Origin of the sequence: Marimonas lutisalis (genome assembly GCF_005434965.1) — a bacterium.
GTDB lineage: Bacteria > Pseudomonadota > Alphaproteobacteria > Rhodobacterales > Rhodobacteraceae > Marimonas_A > Marimonas_A lutisalis.
Map to the genome: position 1 here is coordinate 861,421 of NZ_SKCI01000002.1, position 17,158 is coordinate 878,578.

General features: G+C 56.4%; 16 protein-coding genes, 1 tRNA gene and 1 pseudogene. 7 read left to right on the top strand and 11 right to left on the bottom strand.

Annotated features, from left to right (window positions below; translation table 11 throughout):
- Positions 1–50: 50 nt before the first annotated feature.
- Both E0501_RS12350 and E0501_RS12355 read left to right on the top strand, forming a co-directional pair.
- Positions 51–1,451, top strand: coding sequence for a sensor histidine kinase (locus tag E0501_RS12350; protein ID WP_137701644.1), 1,401 nt, complete (start codon positions 51–53; stop codon positions 1,449–1,451).
- A 47-nt stretch (positions 1,452–1,498) separates the two neighbouring features.
- Positions 1,499–1,575, top strand: a tRNA-Arg gene (locus tag E0501_RS12355).
- Positions 1,576–1,978: 403 nt separating this feature from the next.
- On the opposite strand, the gene E0501_RS21755 is transcribed toward E0501_RS12355, so the two are convergent.
- From E0501_RS21755 to E0501_RS12370, 3 genes and pseudogenes are all read right to left on the bottom strand, one after another.
- Positions 1,979–2,281, bottom strand: coding sequence for an HGGxSTG domain-containing protein (locus E0501_RS21755; RefSeq protein ID WP_328591474.1), 303 nt, complete (start codon positions 2,279–2,281; stop codon positions 1,979–1,981).
- A gap of 474 nt (positions 2,282–2,755) precedes the next feature.
- Positions 2,756–3,934 carry a leishmanolysin-related zinc metalloendopeptidase gene (locus tag E0501_RS12365; protein WP_205123490.1) on the bottom strand — a complete coding sequence of 393 codons (1,179 nt, stop codon included), beginning with the start codon at positions 3,932–3,934 and terminating at the stop codon, positions 2,756–2,758.
- 424 nt (positions 3,935–4,358) lie between these two features.
- A pseudogene (locus E0501_RS12370) lies at positions 4,359–4,685 on the bottom strand (IS30 family transposase); the annotation flags it as partial.
- Here E0501_RS12370 and E0501_RS12375 point away from each other — a divergent pair.
- Positions 4,686–5,006: a thermonuclease family protein gene (locus E0501_RS12375; protein WP_235857835.1), complete on the top strand. Its 321-nt coding sequence runs from the start codon at positions 4,686–4,688 to the stop codon at positions 5,004–5,006. It abuts the pseudogene before it with no gap.
- A gap of 84 nt (positions 5,007–5,090) precedes the next feature.
- On the opposite strand, the gene E0501_RS12380 is transcribed toward E0501_RS12375, so the two are convergent.
- On the bottom strand, positions 5,091–5,495 hold the full coding sequence (locus tag E0501_RS12380; RefSeq protein ID WP_137701647.1) for a hypothetical protein: 405 nt from the start codon (positions 5,493–5,495) through the stop codon (positions 5,091–5,093).
- Between the two features lie 482 nt (positions 5,496–5,977).
- On the opposite strand from E0501_RS12380, the gene E0501_RS12385 reads away from it, so the two are divergent.
- Positions 5,978–6,853: an alpha/beta fold hydrolase gene (locus tag E0501_RS12385; protein WP_161594611.1), complete on the top strand. Its 876-nt coding sequence runs from the start codon at positions 5,978–5,980 to the stop codon at positions 6,851–6,853.
- A 294-nt stretch (positions 6,854–7,147) separates the two neighbouring features.
- A complete protein-coding gene (locus tag E0501_RS12390) occupies positions 7,148–7,495 on the top strand; it encodes a hypothetical protein (RefSeq protein ID WP_137701649.1) in 348 nt (115 codons plus the stop codon).
- A 182-nt stretch (positions 7,496–7,677) separates the two neighbouring features.
- Here the strand turns inward: E0501_RS12390 and E0501_RS12395 are convergent, their stop codons facing one another.
- From E0501_RS12395 to E0501_RS12420, 6 genes are all read right to left on the bottom strand, one after another.
- A complete protein-coding gene (locus E0501_RS12395; protein ID WP_137701650.1) occupies positions 7,678–9,504 on the bottom strand; it encodes a M1 family metallopeptidase in 1,827 nt (608 codons plus the stop codon).
- 216 nt (positions 9,505–9,720) lie between these two features.
- The gene (locus tag E0501_RS12400) at positions 9,721–10,104 is read right to left on the bottom strand and encodes a RidA family protein (protein ID WP_205123491.1); all 384 of its coding nucleotides are present in this window, start codon (positions 10,102–10,104) and stop codon (positions 9,721–9,723) included.
- Positions 10,105–10,425: 321 nt separating this feature from the next.
- Positions 10,426–11,733: a DUF3631 domain-containing protein gene (locus tag E0501_RS12405; protein WP_137701651.1), complete on the bottom strand. Its 1,308-nt coding sequence runs from the start codon at positions 11,731–11,733 to the stop codon at positions 10,426–10,428.
- On the bottom strand, positions 11,730–12,089 hold the full coding sequence (locus tag E0501_RS12410; protein WP_137701652.1) for a hypothetical protein: 360 nt from the start codon (positions 12,087–12,089) through the stop codon (positions 11,730–11,732). The genes E0501_RS12405 and E0501_RS12410 overlap by 4 nt, the downstream gene beginning before the upstream one ends.
- Entirely contained in the window at positions 12,089–12,292 is a 204-nt protein-coding gene (locus E0501_RS12415) for a hypothetical protein (protein ID WP_137701653.1), read from the bottom strand. The genes E0501_RS12410 and E0501_RS12415 overlap by 1 nt, the downstream gene beginning before the upstream one ends.
- Entirely contained in the window at positions 12,289–12,636 is a 348-nt protein-coding gene (locus tag E0501_RS12420; protein WP_137701654.1) for a hypothetical protein, read from the bottom strand. Before E0501_RS12420 ends, E0501_RS12415 begins: the two co-directional genes overlap by 4 nt.
- A gap of 655 nt (positions 12,637–13,291) precedes the next feature.
- On the opposite strand from E0501_RS12420, the gene E0501_RS12425 reads away from it, so the two are divergent.
- Complete coding sequence (locus E0501_RS12425) at positions 13,292–13,999, top strand: IS6 family transposase (protein ID WP_137701655.1); 708 nt, start codon at positions 13,292–13,294, stop codon at positions 13,997–13,999.
- A gap of 352 nt (positions 14,000–14,351) precedes the next feature.
- A complete protein-coding gene (locus E0501_RS12430) occupies positions 14,352–14,669 on the top strand; it encodes a cupin domain-containing protein (protein ID WP_137701656.1) in 318 nt (105 codons plus the stop codon).
- A gap of 401 nt (positions 14,670–15,070) precedes the next feature.
- On the opposite strand, the gene E0501_RS12435 is transcribed toward E0501_RS12430, so the two are convergent.
- Positions 15,071–17,119 (bottom strand): bifunctional metallophosphatase/5'-nucleotidase, encoded by a 2,049-nt coding sequence (locus tag E0501_RS12435; protein WP_137701657.1) that lies wholly within the window; start codon positions 17,117–17,119, stop codon positions 15,071–15,073.
- Between the last annotated feature and the right edge of the window lie 39 nt (positions 17,120–17,158).

Below are 17,158 nucleotides of genomic sequence, written 5' to 3' on the forward strand. Positions count from 1 at the left end.
AACATGACGGTCGGGTCGGGCATATGCCCGCGCAGGCAGGGGGATGCGCCATGCTGAACACCCTGTCGGGCCGCTTCCTGATCCTGACCACCATCTTCGTGATGCTGGCCGAGGTGTTGATCTTCGTACCCTCGGTTGCGCGCTTTCGCGAGGATTACCTGCTCAGCCGCCTTGAACGCGCGCAGATCGCCTCGCTTGCCCTGCTGGCCGACGAGATGATCGACCCGAGCCTGGAAGAAGAGCTTTTGCGCAATGCCGAGGTGTTCAACGTCGTGCTGCGCCGCGACGAGGCGCGCCAGCTGATGCTGTCGGCGCCGATGCCGCATCCGATTCACGCCACGTTCGATCTGCGCGACGATACGGCTTTCACGCTGATCCGCGATGCGATGGCGCGGCTCTTCGATCCCGAACCAAGGGTGATCCGCGTGATCGGCAACCCGGTGCGCGAAGCGGGCCTTCTGATCGAGGTGACGATGGAAACCGCGCCGCTGCGCATGGCGATGATCGACTACGGCCTGCGCATCCTGATGCTGTCGGCGGTGATCTCGGTGATCACCGCGATCCTGCTGTTCCTGGCGGTGCGTGCCACGCTGGTCAAACCGATCAAGCGGGTGGTGGGCCAGATGCAGCGCTATGCCGCCAACCCCGAGGATGCCCGCCGGATCATCACCCCCACCGCCGGCGTGCGCGAGCTGCGCGAGGCCGAAGAGGCGCTGGCCTCGCTTGAAACCCAACTGACCGGCGCGCTGAAGCAGAAGGAGCGGCTGGCACAGCTGGGCGGGGCGGTGGCCAAGATCTCGCACGATCTGCGCAATATCCTGACATCGGCGCAGCTTTTTACCGACCGGATCGAGATGAGCGAGGACCCGGGCGTCAAACGCATGGCGCCGAAGCTGGTGAACTCGATCACCCGCGCGGTGAACCTGTGCGAAACCACGCTCGCCTTCGGCAAGGCCGAGGAGCCGGCGCCGCGGCTGGCACGGGTGCTGCTGACGGATATCGTCGATGACGTGATCGCCTCGGAACGTCTCGCGGTGGGTGAGGCAGAGGTGAGCTTCTCCGAGGACGTGCCCACCGGCATGACCATCCTCGCCGATCCCGAGCAGCTTTACCGCGTTCTGGCCAACCTTGTGCGCAACGCGCGCCAGGCGATCGTCAGCACCGGTTCCGCCGGCGAAATCTCGGTTGCGGCGCGCGAGGAGGCCGAGCAATGGGTCATCACCGTCACCGATACCGGCCCCGGCCTGCCGCCCAAGGCGCAGGAACATCTGTTCACCGCCTTTCAGGGTGGTACGCGCAAGGGCGGCACCGGTCTGGGCCTGGTGATTTCCGCCGAACTGGTGCGCGGCCACGGCGGCCAGCTTCTGCTCGACCGCACCGGCCCCGACGGCACCGCCTTCAGCATTTGCTTGCCCCGCGGCGAAGCGGACGGCGCGGTGGAAAAATCCTGATTTGCCTCTTGCAAAGGGTCTGCCTTGGGTCTATCTGAGGCCCCCACGGACCGATAGCTCAGCTGGATAGAGTACCTGACTACGAATCAGGGGGTCGGGGGTTCGAATCCTCCTCGGTCCGCCACTTACCTCAAGTAAAAAATTGAAAAGCATGCGAAAAAGGCCATTCGGCGTTTTCGTGTCCCCCAGAAAATCCCCCACATGGATGTGGACTGCCCCGGAATTTGCCGGAATTGCAGCTAATCAAGTTATGCGGCGCTTCGCGCGCGGGTGCGCGTACTTCGTAGAAAATCACTGCGGTATGTCGATTTGATCGACTGACATCGTACGATCTTACTTATCTGAAAATCGACTATTCAGATTGGACCCAAACTGGTCGCTCGCCGCGATTTGCATAAACGACGGCTTGTCGGTCGACTTTTCATAGGCACGCTGGTCGCAAAACGCCGTTGGCAGCCCATAGGAGGTGGCGCAGGAGCGCGTTGGTGGACTTTCTGGGCTGATGTGCCCGACCGAGGTTAGCGGCGCTAGGCGCCAGCTTTTCTCGCCTCTGCCCACCGTTTCCTCTGTGCCTCTGCGATCCGCGCCTTGCCTTCCGCCGTTTTGGGGCCGGTCGATTTGCCGCCGTGGAACTTGCAGCGCTGTTTGCCGGGCTCGGATTTCAGACGACACGGGCGGCCCTTACGGGTCTTCGCACCGCAGATCACCCGCGCACGCGCCTGACGGGCCACGGCACGCTCTTTTAACGCGGCTAGCTGTCGTTCCACTTCTCTCTCAAACTCTTGCCGCAAGTTGTAAGACCCCGTCCCCGCGCGCGCGTACTGTTCCATAAATGCTAGCGTCGGCAGGAGCTATTGACCAATAGCAAATGTCTGCCAGTCGTTTTGGGGGTTTTGTCAGACTTCGATACGAAATGCAGGATCCAGCGGAAATGGCTTGCAGAACTGTACGGCAAAGGCGGCGCGTGGGGAGCTATTTTGGCATTGCTTTAGGTTTCTAGGGGCAGGACCTATAAACTGAATCCAACCTCAACGGCAGCTTCATACCGGCACCGGACGTTCGTCGAAATCGCCGCTATGACCGAGTTGCGGACGAAGCTGCTGTTGGCAGCCCTATGTTCCCGCGTTCCGTTTGAGTAATGGCTATTCGGAGAAACTACAATTTCAGGCATTATTTATGACCATCGTATGCGCCCGAAATATGCGTTTCGGTCCTGCAGGAAATACCGTGGATATGAGACAGTCTGCCGGGCGCGTCTCGGGAGGCGCCCGGCCAAGCTGCCAAGCTGCAGGCTCGTGCTGGTGTCAGACGAGCAACATATCCATTCCCGGTTCGTAAATCGTATCGTAACCCATATCCTCGAGGGCCGCGATTGACATTGCAGACAGGACAGCGGGTCCGGGATTGGAGGTGTCGATGAAGCCCGTCATCAACAGGTCACCGAAGGTGGTATCGTCCCAGTGCACGAATTCCGTGCCCGGACCGCCATCCATTTCGACCAGAACGCCGTTGTCGCGATATGGGTCATCCGCCGATACGGCGAGCTCTTTATACTCCGCCGTGGCATTTTCTCCGGTGAACCGCAGCACGTCCTGTTCGACGCCGTTTTCATCGAGTTCCGTGAAGGTCTGGACGAGCCCCATGTCCACCCATTTGCCCCCGAACCCCATCGCGTGGACCATTTCGTGCACCACGACGTGCGTCAGGTATCCGTCGACCAGCGCCTTGTCGATGTCTGCCACGTCGAACTGCATGATCGAGGCGGCGGGAAGTTCGCTGCCAACGCGCGAGGCGAAGACGGCCGCGCCCCCCAGGACCCCGCCTTCGCCGTCGATCTCGATGATGCTGGCATCTATCGCCAGATCGTCGACCCGGCCGTAGAGCGGCACGCGCTCGTCCGAAAGATCGCCGAGCACGAGACGGCTGAGGTAGTCAGCCGCATCAATGAATACTTGTTGCAGCACGGTCGACCATGCCCCGGTGTCGAAGTTGATCGTGATGTTGTAGCTGGTTTTGGACGGCCCGCCGGAGGTGTAGCTGGACAGAAGACCGTCCGTCTCCCCGCCGCCGTCATCCGGGGCAGGCTTGCTGCCCTTGCCACCGCCACCGCCGCCGGTGTCAGTATCGGAGCCTGGTCTGGCCAGAGAAAAGCCATCGTTTTCGACAAAGACCCCAGAAAAGACGAGGCCCGCGGAAGGCAAGCTTACCTGCGCCATGCCGTTGCCGGTTTGGCTTCCGACCAAGCCGTGATCATGCGTGTGATCGTGGCTGCCACTTTCTTCATCGTGGGTATATTCCAGATGGCCGTCGCCATCGTTGATCGCGTCCAAATCCGACGTTGTGTCCCAAATAAACGCGTCTGTCTCCGGGATCGGCGGAAGCGAAGCGTCGGGTAACTCTGCTGCAGCCTGTGGCGGCAACAGTTCGCTCAGAAAGTCCGCGAGAAAATCGGGTGGGCCGATTACTGATACCTTTTCTGACATCAAGGGCATGGATTAGTCTCCAAAGATTATCCTGCCTGCAACATTCGTTTCTCCAACGAACGCCTTTCGGCACGCCCCCGATTGACGGTATTCTATGAGCACTCAATTCCCCAAAATATTTCATAAAGCATAGCAATTATGCCGTTTTGTGCTGCCAATACCGAAACGGTTCAAATCATTCCGGCGCGATCATCCACACTTGGGAAACGAATCGGCGCATCCAACCTCGGCAGCTCTCGGCAGGGTCGCAAACGACCGACGAAGGGTGTTCCTATCCCGCTTCGCGAACGGCAGCGCACCGGCCTCCGGGGAAATCACGCCGCCTTTGTGCAGCCAGAACCCAAGGGCGCTTTTGCTCAGGGGGAGGCGGTTGCCAGGACGCGGTAGGCGAAGACCAAATGAATGTCGTCTCTGGCCTGCGGATTCAACGGATCGCCGCAACACACTGTTCGAACTTCTCTGCCGGTGTTTGGTATTGCAAGGTTTTTCGTGGCCGTTCGTTGAGTTGTCTAGCAATCGCGCTGAGTTTGGCCTGGCTGTAGGTCGACATATCCAGGCCTCTGGGAAAGTACTGGCGGAGAAGGCGATTGGTGTTTTCGTTGCTGCCCCTCTGCCAGGGTGATTGTGGATCGCAGAAGTAGACATCGATCTTAGTCGCCATGGTGAACTTCCCGTGATCGGTCATCTCTGATCCACGATCCCATGCCGGCGAGCGGTAGAGTTCCTTGGGCAGCTTACCCACGTTCGCGACGTGGACACAATCGAGGTCAACAGCCGTCCTATTCGACTGAACGGCGTGGACGGCCCCGAGATGGACGAGCGGGGCGGCAAAGCGGCCAAGGCCTGGATGACCAAGCTTGTGTTAAGAAGGCCGGTGCGCTGCTGGCTGACGGGCGAAAAGACCTACGACCGATGGGTCGGCACATGCTACATCAACAAGGACGAAGATATCGGGGCTCTAGCGATTGCAGCAGGGCACGCCCGTGACTGTCCGCGGTACTCGGGCGGCAAGTATGCAGAGTATGAAACAGAAGCGAGCCGGAAGCTGCCAAGCCACGGTTACTGCAAGTAGCAAGAAACGAGTTGCCAAAATGCTCGAGAAAAAATGAAAGGCGCGGAACCAATGTCGACCGAGCGCCTTTTCTGGGTGGGATCATCAAAACTGGGCTTCGTGATGAGCAGTGCAGACTCCCTGCCAAATTTCCCTAATTCTTCTATCGTTGTAGTGACCTTCAAAATCGTTGCGATGATATCGCCCGGTGTATCGGTTTATTTCAACATAGACTGACGAAGCCGGTTTCTGGCTATCATCATATGCGGTAACACAACTCCATGCCGCATAAGCATCGGAAATTTCAAATTCGGGCTCGTCGCTACAGAACTGACGTCGACCAACAGCAACCAGTTCACCTTTTTCATAGTATAAAGGAATAGATTGGCTTCTCCAACGTTGCTCATCACCTATGGTTTTGTATTCACAAAACAAAAATGAAACTTGTTCGGCATGTGCTGTCACGGCTGACAGCATTGTTGCCAAAGTCACTCCGATAAATCGCAACATCGGTCGCTCCAAGATTTACACCCTGGCTAGGATTGCGGGCGCGAACTTTAATTTCAACCCCAGCAAAGATGAGTTAGCCGCTCGCAAGTCGATGTCGGCGGACCACATGGTCAAGCGAACCGCCCCACTGGTCGATTGGCGCTTTCTCTACGCCGCGAAAGGGACAGCTTCCCTTCCGCGGTGACCAAAATCCAGCGCGCGAGAAGCCATTCTGGGCTGAGTTCAGCAATCACCAGCGCCTCCGCAAAGCGTTCGCATTGGGCTCAAAGAGGACGTTCATTCTGCGCTGTACGAGTTGCCGCTTTGCGGACAAACCAGACTTTGGCCGAACAATCGAATTGCCATAGCGATTGATATCCAATGAGCAACGATTGACATGGCTCAAAGAAGAATCCGTCAAAATAATTTGAAAATAGCACCTGACCGTAAGCTACTGGCGATCAAAGATCCGGGAAACAACGCGCGGCAGGAGGACTCCCAAATTGTTTCAGGCCGAAGACCGCTTCATCGATGTTGATGGTGTGCGGACCCGTTACTGGGCCGCAGGTGATCGTGGTAGCCCCGTCGTTTTGGTTCACGGTATTGCCTGCGTTATCGAACATTGGGAGCAAAACTTCGAGGCTTTGTCGAAACACCACAGGGTTTTTGCGCTTGATCTCGTCGGCTGTGGTTTGTCCGACAAACACATTGATTTTGATTATTCTTTTGGAAGTTTAGCGAGTTTCGTACTCGACTTCATGTCGGCCGTTGGTCTCGAAAAAGCCCATTTGATAGGCTTCTCCCTCGGCGGCAACCTAGTGCTCAGGTGTGCAGCACAGGCGCCGGAACGCGTCTTATCTGTTGTCACCGCCGATCCGGCCTGCGTCGGGCCGAAATTGGCAATGTTTCTGCGTCTCGCAAAAGTTCGTGGTTTGGGTGAGCTTTTAACCTGGCCCAGCCGGTTCGGGACCAAGAGTTTCGTAAAAAGCGCGTTTGTAGATGGGTCTGTTATCGCAACTATGAAAATCGACCGGTTCACCGAGCTTGCCAGACAGCCCGGCGCACAGGCGGCTTTTCTGAAAATGCTGCGAAGCGATGGTAGCTTCAGTGATCCCTGCGGAACGAAGCAGCTAGCAGAAATTCAGAGCCTTTTGCCGAAGGTCTGTTGCCGGGTTCAAGTGATCTGGGGGCGGCAGGATGCTTTCGTGCCAGCAAACCATGCCGACATTCTCAAACAGCTTCTGCCGCAGTGTGAATTGGTACTATACGAAGATTGCGGCCACCTGCCGCAAATCGAGCAGCAGGCCAAGTTTGATGCAGACGTGTTGCGTTTCATTGAACGGCCTGATGAAGGCGGGCAGCGTAAGACCTACTCGTAAAAAAGGGCCCTATTTGATTTTTGTGACCCACCATTGACCAGAAAGAGTGATGTCTCCGGACGGCGACGGTTGAGAACTGCATGCATTCAAGATGTATGGCCTTACCACTTCATATTTGATTGAGATTGGTCTGTAAGATTTTCTGCAGAAGAACTCGCTGTCCGCAGGGTCATTCCGGAAATTGGCATTGGATCGCAACAGATTTCAGGCAGCAAGTCATTTGATATCAATCAAGGCACATCATGCTGTTTTGCCAAACTTTACATAGCTAAGGGCTATGGGGAGGAAGGACACATGCAGCTTACGATGAAATACAATGAAATAGACTGGTGGTTTTGGGCTGTGATCGGGGCCACAATCGGGCTGGGTCTGATTGGCATGGATTGGGGTTACACCGTCGCACTTGTGGTTAGCATAGCCAATCTTGGCTATTTCATTGTAAGGGACCAAAGTCTTGTCAGCTTCCCGGTACAAGTACGAGCTGTCTGGGTTGCTTTCATGCTGGTCGCGATGTTGCCCGCAATGGGATGGTTCTACTTCCTACTCTTCGTCGGGATGATTTTGGTGGTGTTCTTCGATCGATGTGGCATCGCACGAGTTTTTATTTTGATGCCTTGGAACAAAGGCGTAGACCTAAAGTAAACTGTTTTTGGGGGGCTTCCCCTTTGCAGCTAACTTTCGCTTCCCGCCCTTCGCAGCCGATGCTGCGCGACGCACTTATGACGTAGAAGGGATCAGCACGCCTTTCGCTGCGGTCGGTTCGAATGTCTCTTCAGCGGGACGAACCGGACGTTTGAGTAAGTCCCATCTTGCATACCCCGAACCTATTTTAGCGAGATCTGCATTGGGCTATTTTCCACGGGCCAACGGCCGCCAGATGGTCGAACGCCTGGTTCCCGCGTAATAAAACTCTGGTTCGTGTAATAGCGCAGCGCCGAAAGATCATCAGCGATGTCGTCCACATCATCCGCAGAGATGAATAACCAGAAAGAGGCGTTGCCGTCCTTTTCGACCCAGGCGCGCACCGCGCCCTTCCGGGCAACACTCGGAGCATCCCCCTCAAAGTGCCCTGCCCTCAGCTCTGTTACTTCATCGGTCGCGCCAATTGCGATGAACGCGTCTGCAGATGGCAGAGCAACTCCGTTTTTCACGCGTCGCAGCTCTTCAGCATTCCGAAGCAACTGCGGCAAAAGGCTGTCTGCCGAACCCTCTGCTTCCTCGCCTACGATTGCCACGATGGTTTCGGCACGGAGGACATCTCTAACTGTCGGGGCAAGCTCCCCATCGACGAGTTTGCGCAAAACATCGAAATCCGGATCTACCGAGATTGATAACGGCTGATCGGCCAAGTTGAACTCGAAGTTTTCAGATGTGCAGTCAAATAGCACCTTCTTGTTTATGTCGCCTGAGACGGTTTCGATCAAAATGGGGACCTCCAAAGAGAAGCAGACGCCGCTTTGGCTAAGCTGCGCCTCCACAGTGTATCCGTCGCCGGCCGCTTTCACACTGGCACCGTCAAGTGAGAGGCGAGGTAACCCCTGCTGGTCGAGCCATTGCGCAAAAAAAGCACCTAGATCGCGGCCAGAGACCGTTTCGAACGCCTGTTGAATATCTGTCCAGTCAGCAACGTCTCCTTTGTTTGCCTGCCAGAACCGTTTGAGGCTCTCTTCGAAAGCTGACTGACCAAGATTATGGCGCAACATATGAAAGACCATCGCGCTTTTGCCGTATCCAACGGATTGATCTCGGTTGTGTCCCGCGGATTGGAACTCTCGAAGTGGACGATCATCGCTAGTGGGCAGAGATGACAGAGCCGCAAGCCATTCCCGACGCATAGCCTTCGCAGCCTCAGGGTCGTGATCTTCCGCCAGAGCGTAGTCTGCTTGGTAGGTTGTCAGCCCCTCTGCCCAGTTACCGTTCGCATAATCAATTTCGACGCCGGAACCCCACCAGCTATGCAAAACCTCATGAGCCAGAGAACGGCCAAGCATGTATGGATGGCCAAGGATCTGCTGACTAACATAAGTCATGCCATCAAGTGCGTAGCCGACCGGGATCGGCGCGGATACCACAGCAAAACCTTTGTGCGGATACGCTCCCAATTCGCTGGAATAGCGTGTGATGTATTTCGCAACTGCATCCAAGTAATCCTCGGAAAATTCCTGCTCCTCTGATCTGAAATATGTCCGAAGCGCAACCTCGCTTGACGACAACTCAACCGACTGCTGTTTGACCTCATAGGGCCCCAAAAAGACATCCATTTCTCGCCAGGTTCCAGTCATTTGGAAGGTGGCCTTATAGGTCTGCTCGGTCTCGACCTCTGCGATAAGTTCCCCAGTGGACAGCCCCCGATGCGAAATTGGGGTTTCAAGGGTTAGTCTTGTCGGCATTAAATTCGGCAGGTCTGGCACCCATGCCAGCGCATCAAAAAGAAACGCTCCGTTATCGTCGGCACCAAAATTCCCCTCTGAGACATCGACCTTGGGCAGGGCACCGGTGAAAACAGTCGCTATTTCAGCATCCGCGGTTGTACCGCTCGTTGACCTTTGCTCCAACCAGGTAGGCATTTCCTTAATCGCCGCGCCGTTAGTTATCACCGTTGGCAAGGTGATCTCGACTTCATGGTCGGTCGGGTCGTAGGCGATGGTCACGGTTTGTGTTCCGGGGTTCGATTTTGCAGATCCAGCCACCCCGGTCGCAAACACGATACCAAGTGATGCAGATCTAATGAATCGCCTGTATATCATTCTAGTCCTTCGAGCATGAATTCAAATTAGCGCTTCTAGACACGGTATCTACCTCAGCACCATCTTATCTCTACAAAGTTAAGTCACCTTGCGGACGAAGCAGAATTTCAGCCGGCCACCTCAACTCCGAGCGATGGCCGTCGCCTCAATCGAGAGCAGAAGACCCATGGGCAGGTCCACGATTGGAGTGGATCGCGCCGGCGGCTGGTTTGGGAAGAATTCGCCAAACATATCGTTAAGGGCTGCCCGTTCCTCAGCGTCGCCCAGCCAAGTGATGACCTTCACCACATCCCCCATGGTAGAACCGGAGCACTCGAGGCATGTCCGAAGGTTCTCAAAAGCTTGTCTTGCCTGAGTTTCGAAGTCTTCCCCTGCTTTGGCTCCCGTTTCAGGCACGATGCCAGCTTGACCGGATATGAAAACAAAATCCCCCGCACGGACAGCGGTGGAATACGCGCCGTAAGGCGCTGGCATATCGGGGTGATTGATGACTTGCTTATCCAAGGCGGACCCTCCCTTGTGGTTTAGAAGAAAGCCTACCTCGAACAGCGCTCCCGATCAATTTGAGTGCCCTATCTTACCGTCTGTCTTGGGCTCAATGCCGCCGTTCGCTGCAACAGCGTTGAACGACCGCTTCGCGGACGAAGTGGAGAGTTCATGCGTTTTGGGCGTGCTCCTCGCAGCCTCGCAGTCACAAAGTGTAACCGCGTAACCATGTAATGGTTTCAAGGGGTTGGCGGGCTTCGAAAGTGTAACTTCGACCATGCGGTTACACTTTCGGTCGCCGCTAACCCCTTGATTTTGCGAGGGGGTTACGGGGTTACACTACGAACCAGCGTAGCGACACGCCGCAGCCTCTATTTCGCTGCGTAGGTAGACACGCGTTGATGACCCGTGCAGCTTTGCGACCTTCGGCTTGATGCCAAACGGCTTCATCAGCTTGGCAACTGTGGTCGCCGTTATTGGGTTGCCCCGTTTCCACTCCGCCCACGGGCGCTCCTCGAGGGCGATGAGATCGGTGACGATCTCCGCCGAGGAGAGCCGATCTGGACGTCCTGTCCGGGTGGCGAACAGTTCCGCAATATCATGCAGCATAATCACGCCGGCTGGTTCGTCACTTTTCTCCTGAGCCTTTACCTGCAGACTGTAAGCTGCCGCAATGCGGTCGGGCCAGATGCCACCCAAGGCCGTGGCTATGCGCCAGAGCGGTGTGAAGTTATCCTGCAGCCTGTCATTGCCACAGGCTGGCGGTTCATTTTCCATTGCCCCGATCCTGACCGCATTGTCGGCCGTCCACCGGGCAATCCGGCGACGAACACGTAACATTTGTCCATGCAGATCGATTGGGAGTTTCGCGACCTTCTCCTCGGGTAGCTTGCGCCGCAAGCCAATCACGATGGACCGGCTCATGAGCGTGTCGCGTTGGCTGCCGATCCCGGCAATCACCATAGGGCACCATGTTGAGAACGGGGTGGGAACCAGTTCACCGTTGACCTCCTGCACACGGATCACGCGGGCCGTACGGTTCGTGTGGCCAGAGTTCAGTATCCCCGCTAACTCCTCGTTCTGCCTCATCCATGTGTCTGCCTCGTCCAAGAGCAGCGTTGGTTGCCACGCCTCGATCGCTCGGAAGATGGCTGCAGGGGTCGCGTTCGAGGCAATGAACCCGCGATATGCCAACGCGTCGACCACCTCCAGAAGGGTGGATTTGCCACAGGCCTTCGTCGGACTTGTGATCAGCAACCGCGGCCAAAGGCGCCATGTGTTCATCAAGTATGTTCCGATGATCCAGAGGGTGGCGCAATCGGCATCCGCATCCGTGCCAAACACCACGTGGTCTCGAAGGCGATTGCGGATTTCCTCGGCCAGCGATGCGCCATCCACCGGGTCGAGCCAGGGTTCGAGATCTTCGATGAACGAGTTCTGTTCACACTCATCCGGATCGGTATTCAACTGCCGCACCTTTTGCACCTCGGCATCCAGGACGGAGGTGCGCCAGCTCAGCCGTGCAGCAGCGTGCTTTCGCTCTGTTTCATATGCGGCGGGGTCCAGCCCCGCCAACCTTTTTACTTCCGCCTGCGCGTCGACATCGGTCACATCCGCAATCTTTGGCAGGTCATGTCCGTCCATCATGCGGCACCTCCATGCACATGTCTGATGAAGGCGGTACGCTCAGAGACAGGAAGGCTGCGCCAAAGCGCCTTGATCGCCCGGCTTCGCATTGGCAGGGTCAGGTGGGTCTTGGGTAACTGCTCAAGTCCTGCCAGCGTGTAGGCGAGGAGTTCGTGCGGCGGGGCTGCTACTGCCCAGAACTTGGCATCCGAATAGAGCATGCCGAACGGATCGTGCCGTGGCCCGCCGGTCTCAGACTTCTCCAGCCACGCCAAGCAAATCGCATTCGCCTGTTCGGGGTGGCACTGCTCGAGGGCAAATCTTGCAGAGTCGGCCCATTCGAGGCGCATACGGGCTTCGGGGGACATACTGGCCATCAGCGTTCCTCCCCGAAGCAGATGCCCGCAAGCATGCGCGCAGTGCGTTTGTCGAGACCGTGGCGCCGCTGCAGGTAGCGTGTTTGCAGATCGCGAAAAGTGGCGTATGTTGGTTGAATAGATGAGTTCTCCCACAGACCATCTAAGTTTGCCCCGGCGGTGCGCTGCAACGCATTGCCGGGGCGTTTCCATTTATGGCTCATGACGAACCCCCGATGTCTTGGCGGGGAGTCAAGAAAGGCACCCCTGATAAGGCGTCAGCGCCCCCAAAAATGGCGTTCCACGCAAGCGCTCGAAGGTGGCAGATGCGGCCCAATTCTGCTTGCCGGTGCTCCGACGAAGCAACCAGCCAATAGTCCTGCAGAACCTCCGTTCCTGCGAAATCTGCCCAATCGATGCCATCGGTATTTTTCTCGATCTTGCGCAAGGCTTGCTCCTCGGCATGAAGGAGCATGGCGCAGTTTTCGGACGTCCTGATGAGGTCGAGATAGTGCTGCATCTCGGGGGCTTCGGCGGCTTTCACTTTCTTTTCCTTCCGGCTGTTCATGTCAGCCGACCCGGGTTTCACGGCGGTCTTGTCAGATTAAGCTGGTTTGATAGTCTAACTGAGCTTGTTTCTTCTTCGTGGCGTCGCTCTTAAAGGTATTTTCCTTTGAGAGCAGCTTTTTGAATCTTCAGCGCAAGCAAGAGGGCATGGAAGGGCTGCTTGACGCTGTTATTCTGACATTGCCCTGGAAAGACCGCTTCGATGATATACGCACATCGCCATATGAACAGTTTCAGTCAGATGTTTCTAACAATTGTTCAATTCTGTTGCCCGAAGTGTGAGGATCCGCGAGTTCATTTGCAGGTACCAGTCGAACTTCCCTCGAGCGATGAAACTCCCACACTCTTGGAACTGGGTTCTGAAGCGAATTGTGAAAACTGCGAATTCGTAAGTGGAGCCGTCTCATTTATCTTTGTATCACAAGTTTTTCGTTTGGATGACGTGGAGGATGGTCAGAGCAAAGCTGTTACAGATTATCTCAGAAAGATTTGCGAGAACAAAGGCGATCTTGTTTCACTTGATTCGGATTTGCCGACAATGTTTCGAGATCAATATCCGGGTCTATGCAAAAGATAATTCCGGATAGAATCATGTCATGGGTGCTGTCAGAGGAACTTGCCTTGAGCCGGGCAGGGGGCTCTCTTAGCCTCTCAAGATGACCAAGCGTTCCCCCTTCAAGTACTTCAAGACCAGCCCGGAGATCATCCGCCTGGCAGTGATGCTCTATGTGCGTTTCCCGTTGTCACTCCGCAATGTCGAGGACCTGCTGCACGAGCGGGGCATTGATGTGAGCCATGAAACCATACGGTTCTGGTGGAACCGGTTTGGCCCGATGTTTGCATCTGAGATCCGTGGGCGGCGTGTGCAGCAGCTGCGTGCCTTCTCGCGATGGCAATGGCATGTCGACGAGGTCTTCGTGAAGATCAATGGTGAGCGGCACTACCTTTGGCGAGCTGTCGATCACGAAGGCGAGGTGCTTGAGAGCGTCGTCACAAAGCGAAGAAACAAACGCGCTGCATTGAAAATGCTCAGGAAATTGATGCGGCGCTATGGTCCGCCGGAAGTCCTGGTCACCGATCGGTTTCCATCTTACAAAGCCGCGCTTCGCGATCTGGGTTGCGATCATCTCCAATCATGTGGGCGCTGGCTCAACAACAGAGTCGAGAACTCGCATCTGCCATTCCGACGACGAGAAAGGGCGATGCAGCGCTTCCGTCGAATGCGAAGTTTGCAGCAATTCGTTGCCGTTCACTCCTCCGTCTTCAATCACTTCAACCAGGATCGCAGCCTCTCCAAACGAGATCACTTCAAGCAAAACCGAACCGCTGCTCTGGCCGAGTGGCGCGGTCTTTGCGCGGCATGATGGTCAGTATGACTGTCCTTTTCGAGACGAGTTCGAATTCGTCTGACAGCACCATCGTTCAGTCTGAAATGCGCCTGTCGTTGCCAAACGTCTTCTAGCGGTGGTTCGAGCCCGGCGCAGCATATGGCAACAAAGGGGTCAGATCAGCCATTCACTGCCGTGCGGCAGTTTCAGACAGGCTGAACGACTGCTTCGCGTACAAATCGAACGCCTTTGAGTTGGCCTCACGGGAGTTTAACCTAGCCTGGTCGAGACATTCTGAATCAGCCGAATTACAATTGGGCCACTTGTCTTGAGGGGAGCGGTGATGAAATATTTCCGATTGACTGCGACGGATGACGGAGAATCTCGAATGGAAGAGGTCGAAGCTCATGCCGCGCCGGTCAACTTCATTCCGGATCAACCATCATTGGATTTGTCGCATCCAAAGGATGCAAAGAATTTAACGTTCATACGCACACCGGCTGGATGTAACGGCGGTTGGCATCCTACACCACGTCGCCAGTTCGTCATAGGCATGCACGGTGTTCTGGAGTTCCGGGCCACCGATGGAAACATCTGCGCCGTCCATCCGGGAACGATCGTTTTGCTCGGAGACACAACAGGCAAGGGGCACTATACCCAAGTCATGGACGGAATGGATTGGTGGGGAGTACTGGTTGGGTTGTAGTAATCGTGCCCGTGCACGTTTCTATCGGGCTCAACGCAGCCATTCGTTGTAACGCAGCTAGCAAAGCGTGATTTAACGGCCGCTTCGGGCTCAAAGCTGCCGCTCGCTGCGCGCGCGACGAACGACTGCTTCGCGGGACGAAGCAGCCGTTCAGAATTGACCCGCCGACCTAAACGACCGACGGGCCAGAAATGCTGAAATTGTCCACTCACCGGCACTTCGTGGTAGTCCACGAATTTGTAGACCACGTGACTTTTTTTGGGACTATAAGGGGCTTTGTCGTGAACGTCCGCTTGGTGGACTCAACAGACGTCGATTTGCGCCGGCATTTTCGATTTGGGCCCAAATTAACAATTCCCGCTGCGGCCAAGACGGGCGCGGTGTGATGCTCTACGTACGGTTCAGGTAGGCTCCCTGAGGTGACGGATCAGGCGGAGAGCGCGCCAGCTCACACTAAAGCACAGCAGCAACGCCACGATGATGGCCGCGACAGCGGACCATGTCAGGTAGTTTCCGCCGGCGAGCAGTTTGAACGGGTTAAGGGTGGAATCGATGACCTGGCGACCTTCGGGGGCGGCATAGCTGGCTGGAATATCGGGTAGGCCGTTGCCGTTAGTGTCGTGGAAGGTCTGCACGAAGTCGATCAGGGCGCCCCAGACCTTGCGCTCCTGAATACCAGGCTGGCCGGGATCGGCGTCGATGCGGGCCTCGGTCAGATCTTCGATCGGAGCGCCGGAGTGGTCCTTCGGGACGATTGTGAGAATGCCCTTAGTGAAGCTGCCAATGACCTTGAGGAAGGTGGCGTTGTAGATATCGGTTACCACCTTGTACGTCGCTTTTTTGTCGGACGAGTAGTCCAGCGGGACGTATCCGCCCGCGCCGTCGCTGATCTGGATATCGGTGACGCGGTCGAACAGCATGCGGTTGGGGTTGTATGTGACCTTGGCGCCGGAAATCTGAACGACATAGTCGTTGCCCTTGAGGCCCGGTAGTGTGGTGAGAATTTCGAAAGTCTTCTTTAATTCCCGCGCGGTTACATAAACCGAAACTAGCGGGTAGCCGTTCGAGCCATCCGAGCCAATGCCGAGGGGGACGACTCGAAAGAGATCGCTGACGGCTATCTGTCCTGTCTTGCCGTGAATGATGTCGTCACGAATTGGGCCGTTAGAGATGACAGCAACTGCGACCCGGCTGGCGGGATTGGTGGGGTCGTACTCAGCTTTGTTCCCGGCCCAGCGGAGGGCGTCTGTGACGAGGTTGCCAAGAGTGGATTCAGACGGTTTCAGCGTCAGGTCGAAATCGGTCTCGGCGACCACCTGATCGAAAGTGAGCTCGAGCGGTCCTAGAGTTTTTCGGTTCACAACGTCGCGCGCTGCGGTGATCAGGGCATCTATACGAGGGTCGCCAGGAATACTGTCATCGACAGTGATATAGTCGTAATGAGCGAGGTCGACGCCGGTGTCGGCGATGTCGAGGTCAAGGACGCCGACCCTGAGTCCGTAGCCGCGGGCATGAACTATGATTGCCCCGTTCTCGACTATCGGTTCGGGAAGGAAGGTGTCGGTGTGGCCGCTGATAATAACATCGATGCCATCTACAGCTCGGGCGAGGGCAACGTCCTCGGATTTGTCCGGATTGTCATTGAGACCGCTATGCGAAAGGCAGATAATGACATCAACTTGTTGGCGGTTGCGTAGGAAATCGACCAAACGGCGGGCGGTTTCGATCGGGTCGGCGAATTGAACGGGGCGGGCGAAGGGGGCCACCTCGGCGGCATCCGTTCCCATGAGGCCAAAAACGCCAATTCTCAGACCGTCCCGTTCGAGGATCGTGTAGGGCGTGACGCGGCCGTCGCGGAACTGCTGTTCCAGTCTGTCGTCACGCTCGTCAGCCGGATCGAAGATGACGTTGGCCGATACAATGGCGGGAAAAGCACCTTTCTTTGCGGCAGATTCGATAATGCGGGCTAGTCCTTCGGGCTTCAGGTCGAACTCGTGGTTGCCAAGAGTTGTGACGTCATAGCCCATCGCGCCCAGTAATCCGAGTTCGAGGGCTTCTTCGCGGCTGACGGTGTGAAACAGCGAGCCCATCAAGAAATCACCGCCATCAAGCACCAGCACGGGGTTGTCACGCGCCGCTTTGGTCGTCTGGATCAGCGTGGAGATCCGGGCCCAGCCGCCGAGGGTCGCGTCATCGCCAGTGGTTAGCGGCGTATAATCGGCATTGGGCGAAAATCCCAGGAAATGCGAATGTAGGTCGTCAGTATGAACAATGGTCAGCCTGGTCTCTTCGGCCATGGCTTGGGTGCCGAGGCTGAGGACAATGACACCGAGAAAAGCCATAACGGCGGTTAAGGCGCGCATTTTGATGATCCCATGCTTGTGCCCGCGATCTGATTGGTCGCCGACGCCTCCAGGTTCGAGTATGCCGGGGCGGTGCAGACCGGTCAAATGCCGAGCGTTTGCAGTTTTCAGGCTGTTGGGCGCGTG

Bases quoted from the DNA above. Each gene is read 5' to 3' on its own strand.
- E0501_RS12350 (WP_137701644.1), top strand. From the start codon at position 51: ATGCTGAACACCCTGTCGGGCCGCTTCCTGATCCTGACCACCATCTTC.
- E0501_RS21755 (WP_328591474.1), bottom strand. From the start codon at position 2,281: ATGGAACAGTACGCGCGCGCGGGGACGGGGTCTTACAACTTGCGGCAA.
- E0501_RS12420 (WP_137701654.1), bottom strand. From the start codon at position 12,636: ATGAACAGCCGGAAGGAAAAGAAAGTGAAAGCCGCCGAAGCCCCCGAG.
- E0501_RS12425 (WP_137701655.1), top strand. From the start codon at position 13,292: ATGACCAAGCGTTCCCCCTTCAAGTACTTCAAGACCAGCCCGGAGATC.
- E0501_RS12380 (WP_137701647.1), bottom strand. From the start codon at position 5,495: ATGTTGCGATTTATCGGAGTGACTTTGGCAACAATGCTGTCAGCCGTG.
- E0501_RS12405 (WP_137701651.1), bottom strand. From the start codon at position 11,733: ATGATGGACGGACATGACCTGCCAAAGATTGCGGATGTGACCGATGTC.
- E0501_RS12365 (WP_205123490.1), bottom strand. From the start codon at position 3,934: ATGTCAGAAAAGGTATCAGTAATCGGCCCACCCGATTTTCTCGCGGAC.
- E0501_RS12430 (WP_137701656.1), top strand. From the start codon at position 14,352: ATGGAAGAGGTCGAAGCTCATGCCGCGCCGGTCAACTTCATTCCGGAT.
- E0501_RS12390 (WP_137701649.1), top strand. From the start codon at position 7,148: ATGCAGCTTACGATGAAATACAATGAAATAGACTGGTGGTTTTGGGCT.
- E0501_RS12410 (WP_137701652.1), bottom strand. From the start codon at position 12,089: ATGGCCAGTATGTCCCCCGAAGCCCGTATGCGCCTCGAATGGGCCGAC.
- E0501_RS12415 (WP_137701653.1), bottom strand. From the start codon at position 12,292: ATGAGCCATAAATGGAAACGCCCCGGCAATGCGTTGCAGCGCACCGCC.